The sequence below is a fragment of the Mesorhizobium sp. WSM4846 genome (genome assembly GCF_055811415.1).
This window is the reverse complement of sequence record NZ_JBVVPZ010000003.1, coordinates 90,662-106,209: the sequence shown is the minus strand read 5'-3', so window position 1 is coordinate 106,209 and position 15,548 is coordinate 90,662. Positions and strand designations below refer to the sequence as shown.

Annotated in this window: 15 protein-coding genes and 1 riboswitch; of the genes, 8 read left to right on the top strand and 7 right to left on the bottom strand. The window is 62.8% G+C overall.

Annotated features, from left to right (window positions below; all coding sequences use genetic code 11):
* The first annotated feature begins 16 nt into the window (after positions 1-16).
* From AC0L15_RS04460 to AC0L15_RS04445, 4 genes are all read left to right on the top strand, one after another.
* Complete coding sequence (locus AC0L15_RS04460) at positions 17-1,183, top strand: diphosphate--fructose-6-phosphate 1-phosphotransferase (RefSeq protein ID WP_287171431.1); 1,167 nt, start codon at positions 17-19, stop codon at positions 1,181-1,183.
* Between the two features lie 13 nt (positions 1,184-1,196).
* Complete coding sequence (locus AC0L15_RS04455; RefSeq protein ID WP_287246716.1) at positions 1,197-1,916, top strand: MBL fold metallo-hydrolase; 720 nt, start codon at positions 1,197-1,199, stop codon at positions 1,914-1,916.
* Positions 1,917-2,000: 84 nt separating this feature from the next.
* On the top strand, positions 2,001-2,612 hold the full coding sequence (locus tag AC0L15_RS04450; protein ID WP_287246715.1) for a molybdopterin-dependent oxidoreductase: 612 nt from the start codon (positions 2,001-2,003) through the stop codon (positions 2,610-2,612).
* Positions 2,609-3,352, top strand: a complete 744-nt coding sequence (locus AC0L15_RS04445) for an FAD-binding oxidoreductase (RefSeq protein WP_287246714.1) — start codon at positions 2,609-2,611, stop codon at positions 3,350-3,352. The genes AC0L15_RS04450 and AC0L15_RS04445 overlap by 4 nt, the downstream gene beginning before the upstream one ends.
* Positions 3,353-3,365: 13 nt before the next feature.
* Here AC0L15_RS04445 and AC0L15_RS04440 read toward each other — a convergent pair whose 3' ends face one another.
* The gene (locus AC0L15_RS04440) at positions 3,366-4,496 is read right to left on the bottom strand and encodes an FAD-binding oxidoreductase (RefSeq protein ID WP_287246713.1); all 1,131 of its coding nucleotides are present in this window, start codon (positions 4,494-4,496) and stop codon (positions 3,366-3,368) included.
* Positions 4,497-4,519: 23 nt separating this feature from the next.
* Positions 4,520-5,767: an aromatic ring-hydroxylating oxygenase subunit alpha gene (locus AC0L15_RS04435; protein ID WP_473495948.1), complete on the bottom strand. Its 1,248-nt coding sequence runs from the start codon at positions 5,765-5,767 to the stop codon at positions 4,520-4,522.
* A gap of 112 nt (positions 5,768-5,879) precedes the next feature.
* Positions 5,880-6,082, bottom strand: a riboswitch (cobalamin riboswitch).
* 504 nt (positions 6,083-6,586) lie between these two features.
* On the opposite strand from AC0L15_RS04435, the gene AC0L15_RS04430 reads away from it, so the two are divergent.
* From AC0L15_RS04430 to AC0L15_RS04420, 3 genes are all read left to right on the top strand, one after another.
* On the top strand, positions 6,587-6,793 hold the full coding sequence (locus AC0L15_RS04430) for a DUF680 domain-containing protein (RefSeq protein ID WP_128170387.1): 207 nt from the start codon (positions 6,587-6,589) through the stop codon (positions 6,791-6,793).
* A 67-nt stretch (positions 6,794-6,860) separates the two neighbouring features.
* Entirely contained in the window at positions 6,861-7,085 is a 225-nt protein-coding gene (locus AC0L15_RS04425) for a DUF680 domain-containing protein (protein ID WP_287246711.1), read from the top strand.
* A gap of 74 nt (positions 7,086-7,159) precedes the next feature.
* Positions 7,160-7,396 carry a DUF680 domain-containing protein gene (locus tag AC0L15_RS04420; protein WP_128170389.1) on the top strand — a complete coding sequence of 79 codons (237 nt, stop codon included), beginning with the start codon at positions 7,160-7,162 and terminating at the stop codon, positions 7,394-7,396.
* Positions 7,397-7,585: 189 nt separating this feature from the next.
* Here the strand turns inward: AC0L15_RS04420 and AC0L15_RS04415 are convergent, their stop codons facing one another.
* From AC0L15_RS04415 to AC0L15_RS04395, 5 genes are all read right to left on the bottom strand, one after another.
* Entirely contained in the window at positions 7,586-8,698 is a 1,113-nt protein-coding gene (locus tag AC0L15_RS04415) for an ABC transporter ATP-binding protein (protein ID WP_287246710.1), read from the bottom strand.
* Positions 8,699-8,723: 25 nt separating this feature from the next.
* On the bottom strand, positions 8,724-10,388 hold the full coding sequence (bglA, locus tag AC0L15_RS04410) for a beta-galactosidase BglA (protein WP_287246709.1): 1,665 nt from the start codon (positions 10,386-10,388) through the stop codon (positions 8,724-8,726).
* Positions 10,389-10,392: 4 nt separating this feature from the next.
* The gene (locus AC0L15_RS04405; RefSeq protein WP_027151438.1) at positions 10,393-11,547 is read right to left on the bottom strand and encodes a carbohydrate ABC transporter permease; all 1,155 of its coding nucleotides are present in this window, start codon (positions 11,545-11,547) and stop codon (positions 10,393-10,395) included.
* A gap of 1 nt (position 11,548) precedes the next feature.
* The gene (locus tag AC0L15_RS04400; RefSeq protein WP_287246708.1) at positions 11,549-12,562 is read right to left on the bottom strand and encodes a carbohydrate ABC transporter permease; all 1,014 of its coding nucleotides are present in this window, start codon (positions 12,560-12,562) and stop codon (positions 11,549-11,551) included.
* Positions 12,563-12,799: 237 nt separating this feature from the next.
* On the bottom strand, positions 12,800-14,158 hold the full coding sequence (locus AC0L15_RS04395; protein WP_473495947.1) for an ABC transporter substrate-binding protein: 1,359 nt from the start codon (positions 14,156-14,158) through the stop codon (positions 12,800-12,802).
* A 361-nt stretch (positions 14,159-14,519) separates the two neighbouring features.
* Between AC0L15_RS04395 and AC0L15_RS04390 the strand changes: the two genes are divergently transcribed.
* Positions 14,520-15,542 carry a substrate-binding domain-containing protein gene (locus AC0L15_RS04390; RefSeq protein ID WP_287246706.1) on the top strand — a complete coding sequence of 341 codons (1,023 nt, stop codon included), beginning with the start codon at positions 14,520-14,522 and terminating at the stop codon, positions 15,540-15,542.
* The last annotated feature ends 6 nt before the right edge of the window (positions 15,543-15,548 follow it).

Genomic DNA, 15,548 nt, shown 5'->3' with positions numbered 1-15,548 from the left:
TCGGGAGACGTGAAGCATGTCCGGAACTTTTGTCATCGCGCAAGGCGGCGGCCCGACCGCCGTCATCAACCAGACGGTGGTGGGCGCCACACTCGAGATTCGCAGGCGGCATCCCGGCGCCAAGGTGTTGGGCTCCATCCATGGCGTGCGCGGCATCCGCGACGGCAACTATGTCGATCTTTCGGCTATCCCTGAGGACCGGTTGCGGTTGATTGCGGCGACGCCGAGCGCCGCGCTTGGCTCGACGCGCGACAAGCCGGACGAGGCCTATTGCGAAATCATCCTCAACGGCCTGAAGAAGGCTGGCGCAGATGCCTTCATCTATATCGGCGGCAACGACACGTCCGGCACGCAGCAGATCCTGACCGACGCCGCCGGCGGCAAGATGGCTTTCGTCCATGCGCCGAAAACCATCGACAACGATCTCGAGGAGAACGACCACACGCCGGGCTTCATTTCGGCAGCCGAGTTCGTCGCCGGCGCCTTTCTCTCGGTCGACCTCGACTTCCGTGCTCTGCCCGGCATCTATGTCGGCATCGTCATGGGGCGGCATGCCGGTTTCCTCACCGCCGCCGCCGCCGCATGGCAGCTTGATCCCGACAGCGGCCCGCATCTCGTCTATGTGCCGGAGCGTCCGTTCTCGGCTGCGGCCTTCATCGACGATGTTCGCGCCACGCTTGATCGCCACAAGCGCTGCATCGTCGCAGTCTCCGAAGGCGTCAGCACCGCCGACGGCAAGGCGCTGGTCGAAAGTCTTGTGCCGCCGGAGAAACTGGAGCGCGATGCGCATGGCAACGTCAAGCTGTCGGGCAGCGACCTGCCGGCCGCCCTCGAGCGTGCGCTGGCCGAAGGATTGCCGGGCAAGCGGGCCCGGGTCGATGCGCTCGGCTACATGCCGCGCGGCTATGTCGGCGCCATCAACCCCGTGGATGCACAGGAAGCCTTCGATGCCGGCGTCTTTGCGGTCGCCGTCGCCGAGCAGGGCGGCGGCTCGGTGGCGCTGCAATATGACGGCAAGAAAACCGTGCTGAACAAGGTGCCGCTGAAAAACGTCGCCGGCAAGACCCGTCACATGCCCGACGATTTCATGCTGCCTGAGGTCAATCAGCTCTCCGATGCAGGAATGGCCTATCTGAAGCGACTGGTTCCCGAAAAATACAAGGTTGGAAAACCGTTCGTCTGATGCCGGCCCTCTGATGGATGATTGGTTCAGCAAGACGAAGGTCGACGCCCTTACAACCATGCTGACCGAGCCGTTCGTGCATGATTTTGTGCGCGCCAACATCTGGCATCTGCGCGGCCGCGACGTCGACCTGCTTGTCGACACCGGCATGGGGATTTGCCCGCTGGCGCCGGAGATCGACACGCCTGATGGCAAGCCGCTGCTCGTCGTCGCCACCCATATCCACCTCGACCATGTCGGCTCGCTGCACGAATTCCCGCTGCGAGCCGGGCCGAGGATGAGTGCTGCGCAATTCGACAGCATGGATGACGCCGTCACCTACGCCCACATGTTTCACGATCTCGACGGCGCCGTCTCGAAGCTGCCGGCGCCGGGCTGGAAAGCGGCCGAATACAGAATCCAGCCGGCGCCGCTGACGCGGACGCTTGACGAGGGCGATCTGGTCGACCTTGGCGACCGGCAATTCCGGGTGCTGCATCTGCCCGGCCATTCGCCGGATTCGATCGCGCTGTTCGATGAGGCCGACGGCCTGTTCTTCGCCGGCGACGCCATCTACGACGCCTTGCTGATCGACGACCTGCCGGATTCCGACCGATCAGCCTATCGCCGAACCATGCAGCGGCTGCTCGATCTGCCTGTCAGCATCGGCCATGGCGGCCATGGACCAAGCTTCGACGCCAACCGGATGCGCGAGATCGCCACCGGTTACCTCAGGCGAACAGACGGCGCATAAGCCAAGAATCTGGTTGCCCGCCGGAATATCTTTGACAACATTGGTGAAGGCCGACAGGCGGCCTGATGCAAACGGATTGTCTCGATGATCACCCGCGGCTTCTCTTCAGGACGAAAGCCCCCGACGGATGCGGATGCGCGTATCCCGCCGGGGCAATATCTCGAGCAAGGGTTTCCGGTGCTGTCGGCCGGGCCGACGCCGCGTGTGCGCACTGAGGACTGGTCGTTCACGCTCAAGCACGGACCGCGGCCGATCAAGACGTGGAACTGGACAGAGTTCAACGCGCTGCCTTTGACCAAGATGACGCGCGACATCCATTGTGTCACCGCGTGGACCAAGTTCGACACGGCGTGGCAGGGTGTGCTGGTCGACGATATTCTGGCGGATGCCGGCATCGAGCCACCGACGGCCTTCACGCTGGCGCTGTCCTTCGACGGCTATACAACCAACGTGCCGACGCAGGATCTCACCGCCGGCAAAGCGATGGTGGCGCTGCTTTACGAAGGCAAGCCGATCACGCCGGACCATGGCGGCCCGGCGCGGCTGCTGGTTCCGCATCTCTATTTCTGGAAGTCGGCCAAATGGCTGAACGGGCTGCAGTTCACCGAGCGCGACGAGCCGGGCTTCTGGGAGCTGCGCGGCTATCACATCTATGGCGACCCGTGGCGCGAGCAGCGCTATACGGGCGATCCATGAGCGACGGGCCGGCGGCGCAGTCGCCCTGGCAGACGGTGACAATCGCCCGCATCGAAAAGCGCACGCCGCGCGTCACCAGCTTTTTCCTCCAACCGTCGCGGCCCTTCGCCTATCGTGCCGGGCAGCATGTCGATGTCAGGCTGACGGCGCCGGACGGCTATCAGGCGCGCCGCTCCTACTCAATCGCCTCGGCGCCGGAAGGCGAGACGATCGAACTGGCGATCGAAAGGCTCGATGATGGCGAGGTCTCACCCTTCCTCCACGATATCGCGGCGGTCGGCGACGAGGTCGAGTTGCGCGGCCCGCTCGGCGGCCACTTCGTCTGGTCCGACAGCGACGGCGGCCCGCTTCTGCTGGTCGGCGGCGGGTCCGGCGTGGTGCCGCTGATGGCGATGATCCGCCATCGCGCCGCGCGCAGATCGGCGGTGCCCGCGGCACTGGTATTTTCCGCACGGGTCTGGGACGAGGTCATCTTTCGCGACGAGCTGATCGACCTCCACGCTCGCCGGGACGGCTTCGATCTGGTGTTGGCGCTGACCCGCGAGCCGGCCCGGCGCCCGGCGGACTATTCACGGCGGATCGACGTTGCGATGATGGAGCAATCGATGCTGAGGCTGCCCGCACCGCCAAGGTTCGCCTTTGTCTGCGGCTCGAATGCCTTCGTGTCGGCCGCCGCCCAGGCGCTGATCGATGCAGGCGTTCCGGCAGGCCTCATCCGCACCGAACGTTACGGGGTTTAAGCGCCCTCACCTGTCAGACCTCAATTTCGAGCGCCGACAGCGGCCTTGAACAGCAGGCGAGAATAAAACCGTCGTCGATCTCGTGATCGAGGATGCCGCCATTGTGGCTCATCTCGACTGTGCCCGAGACCTTTTTCACCTTGCAGGTTCCGCACAGGCCGAACTCGCAGGCTGCGGGAATTCGTACGCCCGAAGCGCGCGCCGTCTGCAGCACGGTCTGGCCGGCAACGCATTCGGCATCGATATCCGAAAGCGAAAAGCGGATCGGCGTTGCGGCCTCGGCAGGTACCTCGACCCCGCCCTCTGCCGGCCCACCCTTTGCCGGCCCACCCTCTGCCGGCGAACCGAACGGGGCCGGTATTTCCTCCACCGCCGGGGCCGCAAAGCTCTCCTGATGGTAGTTGGCCATGTCGAAGCCGGCCGCCTCCAGCATCTGCCGCACGGCGCGCATGAACGGGTCGGGGCCGCAGCAGAAAATTTCGCGCTCGCGAAAATCGGGCGCCAGCAGCGGCAGCCTTATGGCGTCGATCCGGCCCATATGGCCGAACCAGCCCTCACGGCTGGACCGCTCCTCAATCATGAACCCGAGCGTCAGGCCCGGCATGCGGCTGCCGAGCAGCTCGAGCTCCTTGCGGAAGATGATCTCCTCGGGCTTTCGCGCGCAGTTGACGAAGCCGACATCTGTCCATGGCGCGCAATCGTTCAGCCAGCGCAGCATCGACATCATCGGCGTCACGCCGGAGCCGGCCGAAATGAACAGATACTTGGCCGCTGGATGGCTGTGCAGCGAAAAGTCGCCCGCCGGCCCATAGGCCTTCACGTGAACGCCGGGTTTCAGATTGTCGAACATCCAGCGGGTGCCGAGGCTGCCGGCCTGCGCCTTCACCGTCACCGCGATCGAGAACGGCCGCGACGGCGAGGACGACAGCGTATAGGTCCGCATCAGCGGGCCCTCGGTGGTCGGCAGTTCCAGCGTCACGAACTGCCCCGGTCTGTAGCGGAACCAGGTCTGGTTGTCAGAGCGGAAGGTGAAGGTCTTCACCTCAGGCGCCTCGTCGCTGACGCTGATGACTTCCAGCACTTGGAGCCTGTCGTTCCAGGGCGCCATCTCGTCGAGATGGCGGTAGAGGCCAAGGTCCGTCATCGCATTCATCCCCTTGATCTCGTTCAGGCGACGCTGCGCAGCGCCGGCCGCCCGACCTCGGCAAGGCGCGGCCCGATGAAGGAGGCGTACCATTCGACGAACTGGATGACGCCGCCCTCATGCAGTTCCGAATAGGGGCCGGGCTCATAGGCCGGCGACAGGATGCCGAAGGCGTTTTCCTCGACGATGCGACGGTCCTGATCGTTGGTCTCGGTCCAGACATGGGTGAGTTCGGCGAGGTCGTAATCGACGCCTTCGACCGCGTCCTTATGGACAAGCCATTTGGTGGTGACGGCCGTTTCCGTGGCACTGATCGGCAGCACGCGGAAGGTGACGGCATGATCGCCGAGGATATGGTTCCAGGTCGTCGGATAGTGATAGAGCAGCAGCGAGCCGATACGGTCGGTCGAAACGCTGTCGGAAAGGTTCTTCTTCACCGCGCGTCTTCCCGTCATCGTGTAGCTGACGGCGTCGCGCAGCAGCGGCGCGCGGGTGGCGCGATACTGCCCGGCCGGATCGATGCGGAACTTGCTCGGCAGGCCTGCCGCCTCGCATTTCGCCCAGTGCGCGAGCATCTCCGGATCGCTGTCGGCGCCCTGCACCCCGGTCACCGTCGGCGCTTCCGGGAATGTCTTGCAGAGTTCCGGATGGTTGCCGGCGCAATGATAGCACTCGCGGTTGTTCTCCCAGACGAGCTTCCAGTTGCCCTTCTCGACGATGGTCGATTCGAAGGCGACTTTTGCCTCGCGCATCCGGTGCGGCAGGAGGTAAGGCTCGATCATGGCTCGCATCGGCGCGAAGTCGACCGGCTCGTTGGCCAGGCAGATGAAGATGTAGCCGCCAACGCTTTCGCAAGCCACCGGCTTCAGGCTGAACTGGCTCTTGTCGAAGCCGTCTGCCATCTGGCGAGCAAACAACAGCCGGCCGTCCAACTCGTAGGTCCACTGGTGATAGGGGCAGACCAGCTTCGCCGCAGTGCCCTTGTCGGCATTGCAGACACGGCTGCCGCGATGCCGGCAGGAATTGTGGAAGGCATTGACCTTGCCTTGCTGGTCGCGGACCAGCACGACCGGATAGTCGCCGATCTGGGCGGTGATATAGCTGCCAGCTTTCGGCAACTCGCAATCGTGGCCGATGAACAGCCAGTCGCGATACCAGATCAGCTCCATGTCGAGCTTGAAGAAATCTGGATCGGTGTAGAAGGGCTGCTCGAGCGAATAGCCTTGCCTGCGGCCGTGCAAGAGCCTCAGCATGTCGTTGCGCGCGTCCATGTCCTGTCCTCGTGTAAGGACTGAACTGGTGGTGATGGAGGGAGGATCGGCCGCAGACCGGCGACAGGGCCGACATGCATCATCCACCTCTTGACCGCCCACCGCGATCAGTCGAGTCTAAAAATCTCGGGCTGGTTTCCGGGCTCTGGAGTGTCCTTGCGGACTCATCGCGACACCTTCCCAGGCTTGTGGCCCAGTGGTCTCCCGTTGCGACTTGAACTCCACCACCGTTGCGGGGGCAGCACCGGGTTCTGACCGGCTTCCCAATTCTCCGCTTCGTCGTCACCAAGCGGCACCTGAGATGGCGTGATCTAATCATGCCGGCCGGCTGACTGTCGGCATGAAAGCGACATCGTATCCATGCGGCGCGACACCGCCGGCGAAACCTGCAGGTTTATATCTGCAGGGCTGAAACCCCACTTTTCGGCGGCCACTGTCGGCTGCTGTGACATCGAATCTGACCCGCGGCGGAGATCAGGAAGGTTAACAGTTTACAAAAGTGACTGTTAGCCGCTTCTAAAATCGAACCGAACGGTTCGTTTCTGTTGACAATGCGTGCAGCACCCTGTGAACGCAGATCCGCCAATCCGTCAAATCATGAACGGGTAATTTTGAATAAGATATTGAAAACAAACCATAAAACCATGGTAGCAGATGCCTCTGGTACAATTTCAAGGTGTAGATTCTTGGTCCACACGGAACAACTTCGTGATTGGAATCCGCCGAATGGCCTTCCCACATCGGGGCTGTCCGAATGACGCGCATCCTCCCAAGACACGCCGCTAGGCGGACGGAAGACTAAGATACTGGAGTATTAAAATGAAAAAGATCGCTCTTGCTGCCGTCGCCGCTCTGGCCATCACCGGCAGCGCCTTTGCCGGCAGCGACCATTATGGGTCCAACGCCGCCAACCAGCCGACTGCTGCGATCGACAGCTCGTATACGGCCTCTGTCCAGACGCCGGCTCACGCTGAAAAGCAGCCCGTCGGCCAGGGCGCCGATCGCAACCTTTTCGGCAACAATTAACAGCTGGTCCAAAACAGCAAAGTGGCGGTCCGCCGCTCGGGATCTGAGGAACTCAGGAGTATTTGAAATGAAGAAGCTCATTCTTGCCACCGCAGCCATTGTGGCCGTCTCCAGCGGCGCTTTTGCCCGCAGCGACAACTTTGGATCGAACGGTGCCAACCAACCGGCCGCCGCGGTCGACAGCAACTCGTACACGGCTTCGATTCGGAATTCGGCTTCGGCGCAGAATCCGGTTCCGGCTGACGAGAAACCCGTCAACGGCAGCGACCGTAACCTGTTCGGCAACAACTAACAGTTCGTTCCAACAGCGGCGGCGGCATTTGCCCGCCGCGCTGGTGGAACCAAGAAAATCCAGGAGTTTTGAAAATGAAGCAGATCGTTCTTACCGCCGCCGCGCTTTTGATTGCTGCCGGCAGCGCTTTTGCCGGTAGCGACAACTTTGGCGGAACCGACATCAACAAGCAGGCGACCATCAACGTCGACAACACGCAGACGTCTTCGGTACGCAATACCGGCTCGCCGGTCTACAAGCTGCTCAATTCGTCGGGCGACGTACAAAAGTCCGCCCCGCAGGGCAGCGACCGGAACCTGTTCGGCCGCTAGCGCGTCGGCCCGAAAATCGGTTCGATGTTCGGAAAGCACGATGCGCAGCGTTAAAGTGTTAAAGTGTACTTTTGTGCGTCCACTTGGACGCACGTCGCTCTAACAGCGACCGGAACGCACAAGAGCGGCGGGCTTTGCCCGCCGCTCTCGTTTTTGGGTCACCAAACTCCATCAGTTCGGCTGCCGCTCTCAGGCTGCCTTTGCTTCCGCTTTGTGGAGCGTGAATGAATGTCCGTCGGCATCGAAAATATGCAGGTCGCCGGCATCGGCATTCAACCGCAGCGCAGCGCCGCGCTTGACCTCGACATTGCCTGGCAGCTTGGTCACCAGCGGCAGGTCGGCGCGGCCGATGTCGACATAGACGAGCTGGACCTCGCCGAGCTGCTCGACATAGTCCACTGTTCCCTCGAAAAGATAATCGGCGCCGGTGGCGATCGTCAGATCCTCCGGCCGCACGCCGAAGCTCACCGAAGCGCCCGTCGCCGAGGCCGGCGTGGCGATCGGCACCGTCGCCTTGCGGCCGCCGACATGGCTGACGATGGTCGGGTTGCCTGATTTGTCGATCGTCGCCGGCAGGATGTTCATGGCCGGCGAGCCGATGAACTGGGCGACGAACAGATTGCCGGGTTTCTTGTAGAGTTCCATCGGCGTGCCGACCTGCTCGATATGGCCCTCCTTGAGCACCACGATGCGGTCGGCCAGCGTCATCGCCTCGACCTGGTCGTGGGTGACGTAGATCATCGTTGTAGCAGGCATCGACTCCTTGAGCTTGGCGATCTCGATGCGGGTGGCAACCCGCAGAGCCGCGTCGAGGTTCGACAGCGGCTCGTCGAACAGGAAGACCTTGGGGTTGCGCACGATCGCGCGGCCGATGGCGACGCGCTGGCGCTGGCCGCCCGACATCGCCTTGGGCAGGCGGTCGAGATATTTGGTCAGCTGCAGGATTTCCGCCGCCTGGCGCACTCGCTTGTCGATCTCGACCTTGCTCTCCTTACCGATCTTCATCGAGAACGCCATGTTGTCGTAGACGGTCATGTGCGGATAGAGCGCATAGGACTGGAAAACCATGGCGATGCCGCGCTTCGACGGCGGCACGTCGTTCACCACCTCGCCGTCGATCTTGAGCTCGCCGGAGGTGATTTCCTCAAGCCCGGCGATCGACCGCAGCAAGGTCGACTTGCCGCAGCCCGAAGGGCCGACGAAGACGATGAACTCGCCCGACTTTATGTCGAGGTCGATGCCGTGGAGAATGTTGAGATTGCCGTATGATTTCTTCACTTGCCTTAGCGTGACATCGGCCATGGGTTCCCTCCAGTGAATTGCAAATTCAATCGATACGCCCGAACCAGGCTCCGTAGCCGCCGAGGCGGATAAAGCCGGCGTCAGTCTGTCCCGAAAACCCGTGCCCCGGCAAGGGCTGCAGCGAGCGTCCGCCGAGATCGACTTCGGCCGGTCGGCTGCCGAGATTGAAGGCGCAGACGATCTGCTCATTGCCCTCGCGGCGCGTGAAGGCGACCGTATCGCCCTGGCTTTCGATGAACTCGATGTCGCCCTTGGCCACCGCCGGATGCAGGCGGCGGAAAGCGAGAAAGCGCCGGTAGTGTTCCAGTAGCGAGCTGTCGTCGCCCTGCTGCACATCGACCGCCTGCGAAAGGTGCTTGGCAGGCACGGGCAGCCAGGGCTTTGCCGTGGAGAAGCCGCCATTGCCGTCGGCGCCATTCCAGACCATCGGCGTGCGGCAGCCGTCGCGGCCCTTGAATTCCGGCCAGAACCGGATGCCGTAGGGGTCCTGCAGGTCCTCGAATTGCAGCTCGGCCTCGCCGAGCCCAAGCTCCTCGCCCTGATAGATGCAGACCGAGCCGCGCAGCGACATCAGCAGCGCCGAGATCACCTTGAGATAAGCGGTCTGGTCGGCCTCGCCGCCCGCCCAGCGCGAGGCAGTGCGCATCACGTCGTGGTTGGAGAAGGCCCAGCACGACCAGCCGTCTCTGGCGACCTCGCCAAAGGCTTCCAGCACCGAACGCACCTTTGCCGCGCTGATCTTTTCGGGCGCCAGGAAGTCGAACGAATAGCACATGTGCACGCGCTTGCTGCCGGCGGTATAAGCCGCCACCACCTCCAGTCCGCGCTGCGAATCGCCGACTTCGCCGACCGCCGCCGTCGCCGGATATTCGTCGAGCAGGGCGCGGAAGCGTTCGAGAAAGCCGAGGTTTTCGGGGCGGCTCTTGTCGTAGAGATGGTCCTGGTAGTTGTAGGGGTTGACGGAAGGAGCGGTCTGGTCGTTGCGCTGTTCGGGCGGCAGCGGCGGATTGTCCTCCAGGCCCTGGCTGTGGAAGTAGAAATTGATGGTGTCGAGGCGGAAACCGTCGACGCCGCGCTCCAGCCAGAAGCGGGTGACATCGAGCAGCGCGTCCTGGACTGCGCGGCTGTGGAAGTTGAGATCGGGCTGCTCGGCCAGGAAATTATGCAGGTAATATTGCTGGCGGCTGGTGTCCCACTGCCAAGCCGAACCGCCGAAGATCGACAGCCAGTTGTTGGGTGGCGTGCCGTCGGGCCTGGCGTCGGCCCAGACATACCAGTCCGCCTTCGGGTTGGTGCGGCTCGAGCGGCTTTCCTTGAACCACGGATGGATGTCGGCGGTATGCGACAGCACCTCGTCGATCATCACCTTGAGCCCGAGCCTGTGCGCCTCGGCGGTCAGGGCGTCGAAATCGGCCAACGTGCCGAACATCGGATCGACGTCGCAATAGTCGGACACGTCGTAGCCGAAATCCTTCATCGGCGACTTGAAGAACGGCGAGATCCAGATGGCATCGACGCCGAGCGCCGCGATATAGGGCAGCCTGCCGATGATGCCCCTGAGGTCGCCGATGCCGTCGCAGTTCGAGTCCTGAAAACTGCGCGGATAGATCTGGTAGATCACCGCACCTCGCCACCAGTCGCGGTCGACGGCGAGGTCGGGGCTCAACGTCGCTTTCACAGCGGATTGCATGATCTCAACCTCCCTTCACCGAGCCGGCGAGCAGCCCGCGGACGAAATAGCGCTGCAGCGAGAAGAACACGATCAGCGGCACGACAATGGTGATGAAGGCCGATGTCGTCAGGATCTCCCAGTCGCCGCCGCGCGAGCCAAGCAGCGCGTTGAGCTTGGCGGTCAGCACGATCTGGTCGCCCTCGGTGCCGAGGAAAACCATCGCGACCAGCAGATCGTTCCACACCCACAGGAACTGGAAGATGGCGAAGGAGGCCAGCACCGGGAACGACAGCGGCAGCACGATCTTGACGAAGATCTCGAAATCGCTGGCGCCGTCGATGCGCGCCGATTCCATGATTTCGCGCGGCAGGCCGGCAATGTAGCTTCTCAAGAGATAGATGGCGAAGGGCAGGCCGAAGCCGGTATGCGCCAGCCAGATGCCGAGATAGGTTTTCGACGGCACGCCGAAGAAGCTGCCGACGCCGTTGTAAAGTTTCAGCAGCGGGATCAGCGACATCTGCAGCGGCACGACCAGGAGCCCGATGATCACCGCGATGAGCAACGCCCGGCCGGGAAAGCGCATCCAGGCCAGCGCATAGGCCGCGAACGCCGCGATCAGGATCGGGATGACCGTCGCTGGAATGGTGACGGTCAGCGAATTCATGAAGGAGCGGCCGATGCCCTCCGAAAACAGCACCGTATTGTAATTGTCGGTGGTGAATTTCGGTGGCGCCGACGAGGCGTAGTAGACGCGCTGGCCACGCTCGCCCTCGAACGGCTTGGTCGAGGTCATGACGAAACTGCCGTCGGGGTTGAGCTGCAAGGTCTCGCCGTCGCCGAGATCGGCCGTCGTGCCGGCGGGATATTGCGTCGGCGCCGACGACTTGACGCCAAAGGCGCTGATGTCGCGGGCCGGATCATCGCCGAAGATGTTGCCCTCAAGGACGAACTTGCCGTCCTTCTCGACTTGCGCCGAGGCGGGTGGCAGCCGCCCCGCTTCCGTCTGCGTGGAACTGGCGAACGAGTTCCACCAGCCCGAGGCGATGATCTGGTCCTTGTCGCGCAGCGACGAGACGAGAATGCCGAGCGTCGGGATCGTCCAGATCGCGACGAAGAGGAAGACCGCGATATGGACGCCGAAACGGCTGGCAAAGGACTTTCCGGTCGAGACGGCCATCTCAATGTCCTCCCGTCTCTTTGTTGGCCTGGCGGATGTTCCAGATCATGATCGGAATGACCGCGATCATGATGATGATGGCGATGGTGGCGCCGCGGCCGAAATCGCCGCCGCCGCGGAACATCCAGTCGAACATCAGATTGGCCAGCACCTGGCTGTTCCATTGGCCGTTGGTCATCGTCAGCACGATGTCGAAAACCTTCAGCACCAGGATGGTGATGGTGGTCCAGACGACGGCGATCGTTCCCCAGATCTGCGGCACCATGATCTTCCAGAAGATCTGGAACGGATTGGCGCCGTCGATGACGGCCGCCTCCAGCGTCTCCTCGGGAATGCCCCGCAAGGCAGAGGACAGGATGACCATCGCAAAGCCGGTCTGGATCCAGATCAGGATGATCATCAGGAAGAAATTGTTCCAGAACGGCAGCGATATCCAGACCTGCGGCTGGCCGCCGAAATATTGGATGATGGCGTTGAGCAGGCCGATCTGCGTCTGGCCAGCACCACGATACTCGTAGATGAATTTCCAGATGACGCTGGCGCCGACGAACGAGATCGCCAGCGGCAGGAAGATGAGGCTCTTGGCGATGGTGCCCCACCAGATCTTGTCGGTGAGGACGGCGATGATCAGCCCAAGGAAGGTGCAGGCGGCAGGCACGACCGCCAGCCAGATGATGTTGTTGAGGATGGAGGTGCGGAATTCGCGGTCGCCGAACGCCCATTCATAATTGGCGAAGCCGACGAAATTGGCGCCACCGCGATCGAGGAACGACAGCCTCAGCGTCTCCACGACCGGGTAGATCAGGTAGATGGTGAGGATGATCATGGCCGGGCCGACGAACAGCCACGGCCGGATCATCCCTTGCCAGCGCAGATTGTCGATGGCCGCCGCACCTGCAACGCCGCGCGACGGGAAGATGATGTCCACCAGCTTGTTGGCGCCCCAGAAATAGGCGACGCAGCCGCCGACGCCGACGACGATGACGAATATGGCCGAGAAAATCTGAGCCGCCACGGGTCCCTCCCTCTGCGCATGATCCGCCAGTCGGGAATGACTTTGGCGACGCGATCACAAGCCGATTCAGTTGTTTGGAACGCGACCGGATGCAAGGCAGGGTTTGCACTTGCTGGTCGCGCGTCATGCCGGAATGTGCTCATAAAAATTGCTGCTGTGCGGGCCGCCGGTCGAATCCGGGCCGCTGAGGCCCGGATCCATTCAGGATCGGTGGTCGGCACGTTCAGCCGGGGCCGCCTATTTGATCGCGTCCCAGCTCTTCTGGATGTCGGTCGCGACATCCTGGGCGGACTTGCCGCCGACGAGATCGATCATGCCGGTCCAGAAGGCGCCGGCGCCGATCTTGCCCGGCATCAGGTCGGACCCGTCAAAGCGGAAGGTCGAGGCTTCGGCGAGGATTTCGCCCTGCTTCTTCAGCGCGTCGCTGGCATAGGCGTCCTTGTTGACCGACTTGAATGGCGTCACGAAGCCGCCCTGGGCCATCCAGATCTCATGGGCGAGCGGCATCTTCAGGAATTCGATGAACGCGCGGGCACTCTTGCTATCCTTGGTGATCATGGCCAGCGTGCCGGCGCCGAGCACCGGGGTGCCGAGGTCGGACTTGGAAGCGTAAGGTGGGTAGTAGAAGAAGTCGGCGTCCTGGCCGATCTCGGTGCCTTCCGGGAAGAAGGTCGGGATGAACGACGCCTGGTGGTGCAGATAGCATTTCGGCGGCACCGAGAACAGGCCCTTCGGGCTATCGCGAAAATCGGTCGCCGCCACCGCCTTGGCGCCGCCGTCGACCATCTTGTCGTCGGTCGCGATCTTGCCGAAAATGTCGATGGCGTTGACCACCGCGGGGTCGTTGAACGGAATCTCGTTCTTCACCCATTTGTCGTAGGTCTCGGGCGTCTGGGTGCGCAGCATGATGTCCTCGACCCAATCGGTCGCCGGCCAGCCGGTGGCGCCGCCCGAACCGAGCCCGATGCACCATGGCGTGCCGCCGTCGGCGATGATCTGCTTTTCGAGCTCGGCGAGTTCTTCCTGCGTCTTCGGCACCTCGTAGTCGGCTTCCTCGAAATTGTCCGGCGAGTACCAGACCAGCGATTTCACGTCGGCCTTGTAGGGGAAGGCGAAAAAGCCCGGCTTGCCATCCTTGTCCTTGAAGGTGCCGAGATCGACCCATGACTGGCCGGCGCCGTAATTGTCCTTGATCCAGTTGGCGGTGTCGTCGCCGAGCGGCGTCAGCAGGCCCTTGGACGCCAGGTCCTGGATCAGGCCCGGCTGCGGCAGCACGGCGATGTTGGGCGGGCTGCCGGCCTGCGTGTCGATGACGATCTGCTGTTCGTAATTTTCCGACGAGGAGTACTTGACCTCGGCTCCGGTGGCTTCCGAGAAATAGTCGAGAACGGTGCGGATGAGGCCCTCGTCTTCGCCGCGCCATGGCCCGAAGATCGACAGCGTCTCGCCCTTGAGGTCGACTTTCTTGAGCACTTCGTAATTCGCCCAGTTGAAGCGGCGGGGGTCTTCGCCCGGCTTGAACTTCAGTTCGGCTTGCGCCGGTGCACCCAGTGCGAGCGCGACAAAGGCGGCGCTCAGCAGAAGCATTTTCCTCATTGGTATTCCCTCCCAGTGGTGACAGACACCGGACGGAACCTCCATTCCGTCCGCCGACGCTGCAGGACTGTGACTCACTCGGAAAGGAACCGCAACCTTTCGGAGAGTCTTCCAAAGCGCTTTGGTCTTCGCAATCACGCCACTGAATTAATCAGAAGTCAAGAGGCTGGTAAACTAATCGATTTATTTTCACGGCCGCAAGAGCAAACAAAGTGCGCTGCAGCACCATTTTGGGTGCTGCAACAGCAAATTTTGCTTCAAACCGGTTAGAAAGGGTGCTTATGATCGTCGCATCGGTAGCGCTCGCCGCCGTGTCGCGAGCGACCCATAGTTAAAGCGCTTTGAGGCTTGGAGGCCTCCGGTGAACCTCAAACAGCTTTCCCATATCCTGGCGCTTTCGCAGACGACGGTAAGCCGCGCGCTGAACGGCTACCCGGAAGTCAACGAGGAAACGCGCCGGCGGGTGATCGACGCCGCCAAGCGCCACGGGTACCGTCCCAACCCGAGCGCGCGTCGGCTGGCTACCGGCAAGACCGGGATGATCGGTTATGTCTTGCCGACCGGGGCGGCCGTTGACATCGACCCGCATTTCGTCGAATTCCTCTCCGGTCTCGGCGACTACGCCCGTTCGCACGAACTCGACCTGGTGTTGTCCCCGGCCGATGCCGACGACCAGGAGACGACCTATCGGCGTATCGTCGCCAACCGGCAGGTCGACGCCGTCTACATCTCCTCGCCGAGGCCGGCCGACCGGCGGGTGGCGCTGGTCAACACGCTCGGCATTCCCTTCATCGTCCATGGCCGCAGCGAAGGGCTCGATTTCGACTACCCTTTCACCGACATCGACAATGAGGGCGCCTTCCACGAGGCGGCACGGCTGCTCGTCCAGCTCGGTCACCGGCGGCTGGCGCTGATCAACGGCGACGGCCGCGAGACCTTCGCCATTCATCGCGAGCGTGGCGTGCGCCGGGCGCTGGCGGCGAGCGGCCTGGTGCTTGACGAAGGCGATGTCTGTTCCCTCGCCATGACCGAGGAGAACGGCTACCGCGCTGCCAGACGGTTGCTCGAGCGCAGCGATGCGCCGACCGCGATCGCCTGCTCCAGCCTGATCATGGCGCTCGGCGTCGTGCGCGCGGTGCGCGATCTCGGCCTGACCATTCCGGGCGACCTGTCGCTGATCGCCCATGACGACGTCTTCCCCTGGCTGAAGCCGGAGAATTTTTCGGTGCCGTTGTCGACGACGCGTTCGTCGATCCGCCTGGCCGGCGCGCGCGTCGCCGAGCGGCTGGCAGCGCGGATTTCCGGATTGGAAGAGGGCGCCCGCGGCGAAGTCTGGCCGGTCGACCTGGTGATCAGGGGATCGGTCGCCGGCGCACCGGCCTAGTCGTCG